The organism is Nostoc sp. 2RC, assembly GCF_014222165.1.
Taxonomy (GTDB): domain Bacteria; phylum Cyanobacteriota; class Cyanobacteriia; order Cyanobacteriales; family Nostocaceae; genus Nostoc; species Nostoc linckia.
In genome coordinates this window covers 1-11,695 of sequence record NZ_JACKZU010000264.1, presented here as the reverse complement: position 1 = coordinate 11,695, position 11,695 = coordinate 1, and the positions used below count along the sequence as shown (strand labels likewise).

The window sequence follows — 11,695 nt, the reverse complement described above, 5'->3', positions numbered from 1 at the left end:
GCCCCATGCCCCATGCTTATTGTCCATCTGTTTTTTCAGTATTACCTGCTTTCACCCAACCTTCTTGTCCGCTATCTTCTAAACGGATTTTTTGCCAAGCTTTATCTTCGCTTTCTTCTAAGACAATAATTTTCTGATTAAAACCAACGCCACCAATACGTTCGCCATCTTGATTGGGTTGTGCCCGCAAACTTAAGCCTTCAGCCCAAGTAACACGCCCTCGGTAAGCTCCTGATGGCAATGGTGTTGGGGATGGGGTAGCTTGAGGTGATTCAGTGGGGGTGGGTGTAGGGGTTGCGCTAGAAGGTAATTTAGTGGAGGTAGGTGTGGGGGTGGGGTCAGTTGCTTTTGGAGCTTGGGCTTTCACGGAGGGGCTATCATTGGAGAAAATCGGTTTGGCAGGGGGTATGCCGGTGCGATTCATGAAATAAAGTGCAACTGCAACACCGCCACCAACTAATACAGCGATTGCTAAGAAAATCCCAAGTATATACTTTAATAAGCCAGACAACATAATTAATACCTGATTATCAACGGGGCAATCAATTTTAGATTTTAGATTTTGGATTTTGGATTTTGGATTGTACACTGACCACAAAGAAAGCAGTGTGGTCTGTTTCAATCGATTATTGTAACTGCCATTCTGTTATACCAATTTGCAAAATGAATGCAACAGATGGATTCATAGAACCCTTGGAAACATAGAAATTCCCAATCCAAAATCCGTTTTGAAAAGTTTAGATGCCTGCGGTAAGCCCCTTCGGGTCTACGCCGGAAGTCGGCACTCTAAACTTTTCGCAAAATTTAAAATCCAAAATTCCATCAGCGTAGCTTACCGAAGCTATCGCTTAAAGGGCTGTGTTTCGATGCTAAACGCGCCCTCCCCGCCGCAGCCCATTCTTGGAGTTGCTGAATTTGCTCTACGGCTGTTCGTGCTAGGGGAATAATTTGACTAGCAGCCTCTAAAATGTCGTCTTTGGTAAAATCGCGGTTCTGGCTAAATCCAATGTGCATCGCTTCAATTAAAGTTTGCTCGATTTCTGCCCCAGAAAAATCTGGTGTTTCATAAGCTAGCCTGTCGATGTCATAACTTTTTAAGTTGTGGGGGCGCAGCCGGGATAAATGAACATTAAAAATTGCTTTTCTTTCTTCTTGGGTGGGTAAACCCACAAAGAAAATTTCATCAAATCGCCCTTTCCGCAGCATTTCTGGTGGTAAGGCTTGGATATCGTTGGCGGTGGCGACAACAAACACGGGTGAGGTTTTTTCAGCTAACCAGTTAATAAATGTACCAAACACCCTGCTAGTTGTACCCGCATCACCTTTGCTACCAAGTCCCGAAAAGGCTTTGTCTATTTCATCAATCCATAAAATACAAGGGGCGAGGGCTTCGGCTACTTGAATCATTTGGCGGGTGCGAGATTCTGATTCGCCGACTAAACCACCAAATAATCGCCCGACATCCAAACGTAGCAGGGGTAAATGCCAATGATGAGCGATCGCTTTTGCCGTTAGCGATTTACCAGTTCCCTGAATACCCACCAACATTAAACCACGGGGGTGCGGTAATCCGTACTGCCGTGCCCGTTCGCTAAAGGAGCCTCCCCGACGAATCAGCCAATCTTTCAAGTTATCGAGTCCGCCGATATCAGAAATTTGCTCGGTGGCGGGGTAGAAGTCGAGGATTTGCGTTTGGCGGATAGTTTGGCGCTTTTCTTCCAAAACTAAATCCACGTCTTCTGGCTGCAATTCACCGTGGCTAGCGATCGCTCTTGCCAAAACCCGCCGAATCCGTTCCATCGAAAGCCCTTGACAAGAGCGCACCAAGTCATCCAAAATTTTGCCAGAAAGCGAGTTACCAGTAGCTTGCAGCAAGCGTTCTACCTCGGTTTTAATTTCTGGGGCGTTGGGTAGGGGAAACTCGACCACTGTCAGCACTTCCGTTAAATCGTCAGGAATGGCGATGCGCGGCGACAGCAATACAATATTTTTGGGTTGCGACTTGAGCAATCGGGCGAGGTTACGGAGTTTGCGAGCGATGGCTACATCTTCTAAAAAGCGATGATAATCTCGTAAAATCAATACCGCTGGCGCTGAGGCTGGTAATTTTTCGATGAATTCCAAAGCTTGCAAGGGGTTACGTCGCCCAAACCCTGCATCATTAGGGTTTCCCTGGTAACCATCGACAAAATCCCAAGTATACACAGGCCGATTGCCTTGGTTTGCTGCTTCTTCTCGGATAGCTGCTTCTACTCGTTCCTCTTCATAAGTGGGAATATAAATCAAGGGATAGCGGGCACGTAGCAGTAGTTTAAACTCGTCACGGAAGTTCATATTTAGCTATGGTTATTACTTCTTCTCTAATTGTTCAGGTTTGTATTATCTTTCACAACACTATTACCTTCTGAAACCTGAATTCTACATCAATATATTTAATGTAAAATATTACTCTCTAACTAGGGGTATGCTATTAGTGAAAAATCTGAATAACTCAATTACTTATAAAGTTTGATATATCAAAGTTATATAGCAATACAGTTCAGTTGAGCATTTCTTCCTTCTCTGTGTTGTCTAGGCCTGTGCGGTTTGTTAAAAAAATTGACTTTGACAAACAGGTATAGCCTTAACTGAACCGTATTGAGTTACATAGTGTTTTTCTGAAAGATTCTCATCACAGCACAGCCAATCTCAGAATTTTCCCTAGCGGTTGCATACTTCTTAACGTCGCATTTTATAATACACTGAGAGGTAGACACTTCAATAAAGTTATCCGATGAACAGAACCACAGTCATTACTAGCATTCTTGAGAAGCGTAAGCCCCTTGCTGGCAGGATTCAACTGGTAGAAGGGAACTTGAAAACTCTTTCCAAAGCAATGTATCAACTGGAGGAGTCCCGCGATCGCCTTTTAAAACAAGTTGACGATGGGAATGTTATTGGAAAACTTGAAGAAATTAATTTTTCTAACATTCAGTTGACTATTGCCTCTGAATTAGAAGCTTTAACTAAACTGAAAAACCGTTTTTCTCGCGATAGTCTCAATATAGGTGTTGTGGGACGTGCTAGACAGGGAAAAAGCCGTCTTTTGCAAAGTTTAACCGGATTAAGTGCAGCAGAAATTCCTGATGGCGATCGCCAACATTGTACAGGAGTTCGGAGTACGATTCACCATAATTCTAAAGTAGATGCTTATGGAGAAGTGTGGTTTCATACGGAGCGATCATTTTTAGATGATGTGATTGCCCCTTATTATGAAAAACTTCGTTTAGGTATAAAACCTATCACATTAGAAGAATTTGCCAATAAACCCTTACCACAATTACCTCAAGATATCCCTGGTTATGCAGCACCAGGGGCGATGTATGAACATTTAAAGCGATATCATACTCATCTCGATCAATATAGTCATCTCCTGAGAGAAACTTCTCCTCGAATTATTCAAAAAGATGAGATTCGAGAATATGTTTCCCAAGATACTCCTGATGGTCAGCGAATTTTATTTAATTATTTAGCAGTTAAAGAAGTAAAAATTACCTGCAAATTTTCCAATGTTGATATTGGTAAAATTGCTTTAGTTGATATGCCAGGTTTAGGAGATACCGGACTTGGAGATGAAGAAAGATTAATTCAAGCATTAGGAAAAGATATTGATTTTGTTTTATTTGTGAGAATGCCTAAATCTGCTGGAGATTACTGGGCAGATGTAGATGTTAAATTATACGATACCACTCGTTCAGCATTAGTCGATTTGCCAGTTAACCTATGGTCATTTGTAGTACTCAATAGAACTAATACCGAATCTAATAATGGCGATAATTTCAAAAACTGCCAAGATTTATTAAATACAGTAGATGAAAAACATATCAAAGTAGAAAAATGTTTGATTGCTAACTGTGCTAATAACACAGAAACGAGCCAACTTTTAGATACAGTTTTAGATTATTTAACTAATAACCTGACTCTTCTCGATAAACAATACACTTCTACTTGCCAAAAACGTTTATTAGAAATTCATCAAGCCGTAAATGCTGAATTAAACAAAGCTAAAACTGTCTTTAATCAAAATTTAGAAGACGATTCTCAAGAAATTGAAGAACTCTTTAGCGACTTATTCGGAGATAGTGACAATGGCTGGTGGAAAGATGTTGCGTTAGGACTTCAAACACTTAGAACAGAGCTTTGGTATCTAAGGCAAACTCCCAATGAAGAATTATATCATGGTGTCATGAATGCAATTAAAAATTGCGAAGAGAATAAAGGAATTTTATCATCCCAAAAGGCTCTAGAAGAGATTAATAATCGAATTATGATTATTAGTGCATTTAGAGCTTATCCTGATTACCAAGATGAACTAAGAGTATTTATTTCTCAGCGTTTTTTATCTTTAGATGAAAATCTCAAGCGGACAGTCGAATTAGTTAAAAATCAGGTTGTTAAAGTTTTAAAAGAAAAAGGACGCTTAGGTATCATAAGCAACGCTGAAGGTTCGGAGTTTTTTAGTGAAATTTCTCAACTAATACCAGAGCGTTTTACAAAGCTAAAAGCAGGGTTTAGAATCATAGCCGATTTTCAATTATCATATCGTGGGTTAATTCTTCCTCGTATTCGCCAACACTTAGATGGACTTACTAATATTAGTGCTATGACAGGTCAATCAGGAGGAATTTCCGAACAACAAGATAAAACGCTTACTGTTTCTAAAGATACGACGGCTGAAGATATTTTTACAGCTTTGGAAATCGATTACGATAAAGCAATTAATACTATTAAACCAGCTATAGAAGAATTGCTGTGTGAACCCAACGAAGCTGCTCATGCAATGGTAGAGGAATTTATTGACAATATCATTCGTCAAAAAGATATTCAAAAAGAATGGAAAAATTTTCTCAGGGGACTTCGCGGACAGATATGGTCAGAAATTTTTGGAAAAAAAGAAAAGGACAGAGAGATGAGAAAAAAATGGATCGAATCAGTTAATCAAGTTAATATAATTAATGAACTTGAATCTTTTAATTTAGCTCAATAATAGTAAGGAAAAATTATGGCAGATGGAAATGAAGAATTAAAAATCATTATGGTTGCTCTTAGAGGAATGGGTAAAACCAGCCTTTTAGCAGCTATGCACGAAGAATTTCACAAAACTTTTGAAAGAGCTAATCTACAAACTTGGGTAGATGATAATAATACATTACGCGCCATAGAAGAATGCAAATCTGTTTTGAGGAATATCGGCGCTAAATTAGAAAATAAAAGTACTCCTACACCGCCTAGAGAGAACCCTTGGAATGACCAAGGTTTTAGCTTTGAGCTTGGTAGTAGTGGAAAAAAGTTTATGAAATTAAGGTTCACCGATCCTTCTGGTGAATACTTTAATCCAGATGCTAAAGGTGAATACAAAGAATATGTTAAAAGGCAGTTAAATGAATGCGATGCTGTAGTAATTCCTATTGATGCTACCGCACTGATGCAAAAAAAGACAGGAAGAGTAAATAATGCCGAAATCGGCACATGGCATGAAGAAAAAAACAATTCTCAGCGTATTACTCAACTTTTAAAAGATGCTTATACTAATGTAACATCCCCTAGATTAATAATTTTAGCTCCCGTAAAGTGTGAAACTTATACTAAAACATCTAGAGACGCAGAGAGCTTACTATACCATGTGAAAATAGGATATAGTGAATTGCTCAATTTTTTGAAATCAGATTCTTTAATTGATAAGGTAGCTGTAGTAATAACTCCAGTCCAAACTATTGGAAATGTAGTTTTCAGCTATGCCAAGACAGATGACTACGGATATACTAAATTTTTCTACCATAAAACTCCTATTAACGCTCCCTACGAACCTAAAGATGGCGATCAACCGCTGCGATATATTTTATTGTTTCTCATTAATGTTTTCTTAGAAAAGAAAAAAGAAATCCTGCAAAAAGAGCAACAGAAGTTAGAAATACTTACAAGTGAGCTTGGTAAGGATAAACAGAAACTAGACACTGCAAAAAAAGAATTTGATGAAAAACAAAGGCTCTTAAATGAACGTAATGAGATGTGGTGGCTAGCTAGAGCAATATTCAATATTTTTGATGATAGAGAATCGCCCTATTTTGAAGCGAAAGAGCGATTTGAAGAAAAACAAAATGAACTTAAAGAAACCCAGTCAAATTTTAAATTCACTTCGCTTCAAGTTCAAGCAACTCAAGAGCAAATTAATGCATTCAACAATGCTTTATATAAATTTGCGATTGGTTGTAAAAATAATGATGGTTTCGCAATTGTTCAAGGATATAAGTGGTTTCATGTTCCCCAGTCTATTTTCTAGTGAGTAACAAGGATGATGTGTTATGAGTAACTTGGAAATTTATGTTAAAACGTCAGCACTAGGCAAAACAGGTATTCATTGGCGTAGTATCGAGAGTGAAGAACATCAGCCGATAAAAGATCCTAGTTTGATAAAACGTCAGATTTTCAGAGAAGAAAATGGACAAATAGCTATTGTTAATGACTTAATTGATGAAGTTAAACCTTCACTACTTATATTAAGAGATAATACAAACAAAAAGCTTTTATTAGAAATTACAGGAATCGAATCACCCCAACGCTCTACTAGACTGGGGCGAAAAGTTTTCAATTCTATTGTGTGGATAGCTGATGATATAGAAGAGAATGAAGTAATCTTACGAAAGATTGCTTATAGTGCAATCCAAAATATTTTACAGAAAGATTTCTCGTTTAGCGAAATGATTGAGAAATCAGTAGAATTTTATGGATTAGAAGAATTTAGAGTCAATATAAAAAACATTAACGAATATCTTGGGCATATTAAACCAGTTTATAGCCATCAATTTAGTGATACAGAATTTTATTCAAAATATCAAATAGGACATAAATCGTCTGAAAGTTTAGAGAAATTGGCAGAAGATCTCCGAAATTATAGTCTACCTAAACAATGGTTGAATTGGGATGGCAAGACAAAAAACGATGGTGTTTTAATTGTTGTGACAGAAAATTTAGAAAAAAGAACTATTCTGCACAAAGCTGGTGTGTGGAGAGGTTTTGCAACTAATGTAGAAGAACCTGCAAAAGAAGTCGTCGAATTATCGCAAAAAAAAACGGAAGTATTACCTCCAGTGGAGACATTCCCGGCAGAACAACTTCAAGTATCCCATCAGCCGATTCCAATTCTTTGGCGGATAATGATAATGTTGCTCGTGGGAGTAATAGTGATATTATTCATAATTCTGGGATTTCCATCCCCAGTGTCAGTTCCACATCAACAGGAGAAGAATTCACAAATACAATTTTTGAGGTAGGTAAATCCGTAGTAAATTTCGTCGGAGAGGTGCTTTCTTCGTTATTAACAGAAGAAACCATAACATCTTTAATGTCTAAATTAGATGATGAAAACAACAGGAATTTATTCAAATTAATTAAATTCTTAAAATTTTATTATTTATCTAATGCTGTTGAAAATCAAATAGTTTATCAGAAGCTAATAACTGATTATGGAGAACTAGTAAAAAGAATAAACAGAGATATTGAAGATTACAAAAGCAAAGTTGAGAACAAGCTTAGTAGTAGTTATCAAGAATTGCATATTCAACATAATGATAGCTTCCCTCAATATATTGAAATGATTAAGAATTTCGATAGTTTATCTAATTTACAGCAAAAAAATGTGCTTAATCTGGGCTGTTTTATTTTGTATTGCAAAATATATAAGTTAGATCATCCAGATTTTCATCATGTCTGGAGGCGTTATTCTGAGCTAATAGAGCAGATTAAATCTGTGTCTGTTAATCAATAGATTTATAGATTATTTCACTTTGCGATCTTTTTTTCAAAACTTTATATATTTACCGCCTATGCTATCTCTGTGTAATTAATATTCTCAAAAGCGATCGCACAGGCGGTAAATTCAGACAATTTTAATCATCAGCAACAAGCTCTTAGCCTGGAAGTTGCTTTTTCAATGCATCCAAACCAGCCCAACGGTTGTCAACTGGAGTTTTGGAACTATCAGAATCATCAACAGTATTATTTGCAGGAATACCTGGACAATTGCGATCGCACAGCTGGCGCTGAGGTATTGCTAGGCACATCTGCTCGTACAGCCATTCACTAGGATAGAAATAACCATCTGGTGGTAAACTTTCTACCAAATCTTCCATAGCCACTTCCCTTTCTAAAGGCAAGTCTTTTAGTTGATTGGCGGTTTCATCTAACCAGATGATTTCCTTAGTATCAATCCCCAAGCGTTGATTATATTGCTGCAAACAGCGGTTGCAGGTACAAGTAATAATTGCTTCTGCCTGAGCCGACACTTCCAGATAATTTCCATGATGCTGCACGCGCACACGGCCGCGAACTGGTGTCAAAGTTTCCAAACCAGGCAGAAATTCCTTAACTTGAACTTCCTCTGTCCGCTCCGATGCTCTAGTTAGCTGCGGAATATAAATTGCGTCCATAGGATTTGTGAGACATCCTCACGAAAATTTATCTTGATTATCAGCAATTCTTTGACTGATAATACATTTTTTATTTTATCTCTTAGGGATAATAGAAATTTTGAAATTACTATAGTTACGAGTTTTAAATTAACTCCTAACTCCTAACTCCTAACTCCCAACTCCCAACTCCTAATTTATTCCAACGCCGCCGGACGCACCACCAAATGACGATGTGGTTCTTTACCCCGACTGAAGGTTTCCAAATCTCCAAAGTCTTTTAAGAAAGTATGGACTTGACGGCGTTCCGCAGAACTGAGGGATTTAATTTCCACTTCTCTACCAGAAAAGCGCACTTCATCAGCTGCTGCTTCTGCTAATGCGCGAATTTCGGCTTGTCTTTTAATGCGGTAGCCATTCAACTCAATGGTGTAGGAAGCTTGTCCTTCATGGGATTGGCTTAAGTTGAGAACGGAGTTTGCTAGATACTGAATGGCATCAAGCACAGAACCATCAGTACCAATTAACACTTGGATTTGTTCTGGTGTCAAATTGGTTTCATCAATTGTTAACCAGTAGTTATCTGATTCTAGAGAATCTTCATCTTGAGGTTGGGCAGTTTCTAAACTAGCGTGAATCTCAGTAGATATCCCACTGAGTTCCAGCAGTGTTTTTAACCACTGCTGACCTCGCTGTATGGGAATATTGCTCATGAACCCCCTGTAGCCTTTTTCTTAGAACTTTTCGGCTCAGTTTTTTTAGAACTTGCTGGCTCAGTTTTTTTGGAACTTGCTGGCTCAGTTTTCTTGGAACTTGTCGCCTCAGTTTTTTTGGAACTTGTAGGCTCAAATGGCAATACTTTTTGTTCTTTGGCTGCTTCTTTATCTTGAGCGTCTACGATTTTTTGCAGTTCTTCTGGTAATGGTTCGCGGGAAAGAATGTAGGTTTGCAGTGTCTGGAAAATATTACCAATCACCATATACATCAATACCCCAGCTGGCAGGGGGAAGAACAAAAACATCCCAGAAAAAATGACTGGGGTAATTTTGTTAACTGTATCTTGGTTGGGATTGCCACCGCTGGAATTTTGCCCAGAAAGCATTTGGCTAACATAAAGACTGATGCCAAAGAAGACAATCATGGCAACGATATCCCAGTGGATTGTGCCATCTGGATCTTGTGCGCCAACTCTGCCTAAGGCATCAATAAATAAAAAGCCTTTATCAGCTGCTAGTCCAGGAATTGTTCCTTGAATGGTCACTTCTCCAGGCTGTAAGGCTTCCAAATTACCTTGGGTGTCAATTTTAACCTTATCTTCTCCTTTGGTGATTTTCCATTCAGGAATTAGCTTAGTATCTGGGTGTTCTGCTAAAAGTACCTGAAATGGTTTGCCCTCAAGGGTTTGATATTGTATTTTGGTTTGTTCTCCCACCGCTAGTTTATTACCACTAGGAAGGATTGCAGTGACCTTAACGTGTTCCCCATCAGCAATGTAGATATTTTGAGGAGGAGTGGCAAAGGCTTGCGGTTGAATTTGTTCGATTTGTTCTGCGGGAAAGATTTGCAAGTTAACGCTGTAGTTCACACCGGCAAAAGGCGAACCCCGCAAAGTGGCGAACAGCGCTAATAAAACCGGCATTTGTATCAGCAAGGGAAAACAGCCCGCCAAAGGATTGCCAAATTCTTTTTGGACATTGACCATTTCTTCCTGCTGCTTTTGCGGATCGTCTTTAAAGCGCTCTTTGATTTCTGCCATCCGCTTTTGCATCAGAGGTTGTACAATTCGCATTTTCCGCATATTGCGAATTGAGCCAGCACTCAGGGGATAGAGCGCAAAGCGGACTATCAGTGTCAAAGCAACGATCGCCAATCCATAGCTAGGAAAAATCCCATAGAAAAAATCTATGATTGGCAGCATCACGTTGTTCGAGAGAAAGCCGATACCAAAATCCATTATTCTGAATTTAACCTGAGTTACTGTAAACTGACTGAATCTAATTTATCTAAATCATGATTGATGTGCGACTGTCCTTTGCTACGGATAGCCGCACAATTTTTTGGGCATTGGGCATTGGGCACAAGAGGCAGAGGAGAAAAAACTTGTACAACAACTCTCCCCTGCTTCCCATCTCCCCATCTCCCCATCTCCCCATTACTGGTTAGCAGCAGCGCTATACTGGGGGTTTTTCGCCGCAATTTTTTCGTTAATGTAGTCATAAACTTCCCGGAAATTGGGAATAGCACGCAATTCCAGACGACTGCCGTTTTTCAGGGTTAGCACCATATCTCCCCAAAGACCTATGCCTCGTGGGACTTTGACAACTTTGACAATTTCTGAGTAAATTACGTCAGTGCGATCGCGTCCTTGCCAACCTCCTGTTACAGTAACTCGGCGATCGGTGATGCGGAAGCGCAGCCATAATGCTCTGACAATTGCCCCCACTGTCAAGGGTATACCAACAACGGTTAGCCCAATTAGCAGGTTTATAATTAAGTCCCCAACGTGGGGGCCGCCTTCATAATAAACTTCTTCACGAATGCCCATCGAACACCTCGGCTTGTGCCAACAACTGCTTTAATTCTTGCAGAAATTGTGGGCTTACGCACTGAGATTGTGCTGCCGTAGGTTTGACAACCACTACCAGCCGCCATCCTAGTGATAATTTTGGCAGTAAGTCATACAAAGCAGCAGTTATTTGCCGTTTTATCCGGTTGCGAACCACTGCTCTTTTGCTGACTTTTGTGCTAATAGAAATGCCAATTTTTGTGCTGCTAAGATGTCTTGAGTTGGTTGGTTGTGTCTTCTCAGTGGCGGCGTCCACAGAAGGGTTTATTGAATGTAAAGGTTTTAAGGCTCTCAATGTTAAATAAGAGCCATGACGCCGAATTCCTTCCCGAAAAACTGCCTGGAAATCTTTTCGGGATTTTAGCCGATTTGCTTTGGGCAAAGCCACAGTTACCTTTTAGCTTGATATATGTGCCCTAAACGCTCAGACGGTAACGTCCTTTTTTTCTTCTAGCGTTGATTACATTTCTGCCATCTGGTGTCCGCATCCGAGCGCGAAAACCAGAGGTTCTTTTTCTTTTACGGCTAGTGCCGCCTAGTGTTCTTTGCATATCATCCTCCTGTTAGGTGATTTTTAGAAAAACTCACAATCTCTAATTTTATCACTTTAACAGGGAATGGGGAATGGGGAGTAGGGCATTGGCCAAACAGGGCATGGGGAAAGGGAAAGGGGCAAGGGGAAAAG

12 protein-coding genes are annotated in these 11,695 nt (G+C 39.4%); 4 read left to right on the top strand and 8 right to left on the bottom strand.

Features of this window, described 5'->3' with window-relative positions:
• Positions 1-16 precede the first annotated feature (16 nt).
• Both GNE10_RS24460 and GNE10_RS24455 read right to left on the bottom strand, forming a co-directional pair.
• Entirely contained in the window at positions 17-514 is a 498-nt protein-coding gene (locus GNE10_RS24460) for an SH3 domain-containing protein (protein ID WP_185567427.1), read from the bottom strand.
• A gap of 308 nt (positions 515-822) precedes the next feature.
• Entirely contained in the window at positions 823-2,334 is a 1,512-nt protein-coding gene (locus GNE10_RS24455; RefSeq protein ID WP_185567425.1) for an AAA family ATPase, read from the bottom strand.
• 439 nt (positions 2,335-2,773) lie between these two features.
• Between GNE10_RS24455 and GNE10_RS24450 the strand changes: the two genes are divergently transcribed.
• The 4 genes from GNE10_RS24450 (at position 2,774) to GNE10_RS24435 (ending at position 7,804) form a co-directional block, all read left to right on the top strand.
• On the top strand, positions 2,774-5,026 hold the full coding sequence (locus GNE10_RS24450; RefSeq protein WP_185567423.1) for a hypothetical protein: 2,253 nt from the start codon (positions 2,774-2,776) through the stop codon (positions 5,024-5,026).
• A 15-nt stretch (positions 5,027-5,041) separates the two neighbouring features.
• On the top strand, positions 5,042-6,319 hold the full coding sequence (locus GNE10_RS24445) for a TRAFAC clade GTPase domain-containing protein (protein WP_185567422.1): 1,278 nt from the start codon (positions 5,042-5,044) through the stop codon (positions 6,317-6,319).
• Between the two features lie 22 nt (positions 6,320-6,341).
• The gene (locus GNE10_RS24440; RefSeq protein ID WP_185567420.1) at positions 6,342-7,310 is read left to right on the top strand and encodes a hypothetical protein; all 969 of its coding nucleotides are present in this window, start codon (positions 6,342-6,344) and stop codon (positions 7,308-7,310) included.
• Positions 7,311-7,381: 71 nt separating this feature from the next.
• Positions 7,382-7,804: a hypothetical protein gene (locus GNE10_RS24435; RefSeq protein ID WP_221642976.1), complete on the top strand. Its 423-nt coding sequence runs from the start codon at positions 7,382-7,384 to the stop codon at positions 7,802-7,804.
• A 142-nt stretch (positions 7,805-7,946) separates the two neighbouring features.
• Here the strand turns inward: GNE10_RS24435 and GNE10_RS24430 are convergent, their stop codons facing one another.
• From GNE10_RS24430 to rpmH, 6 genes are all read right to left on the bottom strand, one after another.
• Positions 7,947-8,465, bottom strand: a complete 519-nt coding sequence (locus GNE10_RS24430) for a DUF177 domain-containing protein (RefSeq protein ID WP_185567417.1) — start codon at positions 8,463-8,465, stop codon at positions 7,947-7,949.
• Positions 8,466-8,641: 176 nt separating this feature from the next.
• A complete protein-coding gene (locus tag GNE10_RS24425; RefSeq protein ID WP_185567415.1) occupies positions 8,642-9,157 on the bottom strand; it encodes a R3H domain-containing nucleic acid-binding protein in 516 nt (171 codons plus the stop codon).
• The gene (yidC, locus tag GNE10_RS24420) at positions 9,154-10,398 is read right to left on the bottom strand and encodes a membrane protein insertase YidC (protein WP_185567413.1); all 1,245 of its coding nucleotides are present in this window, start codon (positions 10,396-10,398) and stop codon (positions 9,154-9,156) included. The genes GNE10_RS24425 and yidC overlap by 4 nt, the downstream gene beginning before the upstream one ends.
• Positions 10,399-10,596: 198 nt before the next feature.
• The gene (locus GNE10_RS24415) at positions 10,597-10,989 is read right to left on the bottom strand and encodes a PH domain-containing protein (protein WP_099066443.1); all 393 of its coding nucleotides are present in this window, start codon (positions 10,987-10,989) and stop codon (positions 10,597-10,599) included.
• Positions 10,976-11,398, bottom strand: coding sequence for a ribonuclease P protein component (rnpA, locus tag GNE10_RS24410; RefSeq protein ID WP_185567411.1), 423 nt, complete (start codon positions 11,396-11,398; stop codon positions 10,976-10,978). The genes GNE10_RS24415 and rnpA overlap by 14 nt, the downstream gene beginning before the upstream one ends.
• 28 nt (positions 11,399-11,426) lie before the next feature.
• A complete protein-coding gene (gene rpmH, locus GNE10_RS24405) occupies positions 11,427-11,561 on the bottom strand; it encodes a 50S ribosomal protein L34 (RefSeq protein ID WP_185567409.1) in 135 nt (44 codons plus the stop codon).
• Between the last annotated feature and the right edge of the window lie 134 nt (positions 11,562-11,695).

What these genes read in the sequence shown, in the direction of transcription:
- GNE10_RS24460 (WP_185567427.1), bottom strand. Translation starts at nt 514, where the DNA reads ATGTTGTCTGGCTTATTAAAGTATATACTTGGGATTTTCTTAGCAATC.
- GNE10_RS24455 (WP_185567425.1), bottom strand. Translation starts at nt 2,334, where the DNA reads ATGAACTTCCGTGACGAGTTTAAACTACTGCTACGTGCCCGCTATCCC.
- GNE10_RS24450 (WP_185567423.1), top strand. Translation starts at nt 2,774, where the DNA reads ATGAACAGAACCACAGTCATTACTAGCATTCTTGAGAAGCGTAAGCCC.
- GNE10_RS24445 (WP_185567422.1), top strand. Translation starts at nt 5,042, where the DNA reads ATGGCAGATGGAAATGAAGAATTAAAAATCATTATGGTTGCTCTTAGA.
- GNE10_RS24440 (WP_185567420.1), top strand. Translation starts at nt 6,342, where the DNA reads ATGAGTAACTTGGAAATTTATGTTAAAACGTCAGCACTAGGCAAAACA.
- GNE10_RS24435 (WP_221642976.1), top strand. Translation starts at nt 7,382, where the DNA reads ATGTCTAAATTAGATGATGAAAACAACAGGAATTTATTCAAATTAATT.
- GNE10_RS24430 (WP_185567417.1), bottom strand. Translation starts at nt 8,465, where the DNA reads ATGGACGCAATTTATATTCCGCAGCTAACTAGAGCATCGGAGCGGACA.
- GNE10_RS24425 (WP_185567415.1), bottom strand. Translation starts at nt 9,157, where the DNA reads ATGAGCAATATTCCCATACAGCGAGGTCAGCAGTGGTTAAAAACACTG.
- yidC (WP_185567413.1), bottom strand. Translation starts at nt 10,398, where the DNA reads ATGGATTTTGGTATCGGCTTTCTCTCGAACAACGTGATGCTGCCAATC.
- GNE10_RS24415 (WP_099066443.1), bottom strand. Translation starts at nt 10,989, where the DNA reads ATGGGCATTCGTGAAGAAGTTTATTATGAAGGCGGCCCCCACGTTGGG.
- rpmH (WP_185567409.1), bottom strand. Translation starts at nt 11,561, where the DNA reads ATGCAAAGAACACTAGGCGGCACTAGCCGTAAAAGAAAAAGAACCTCT.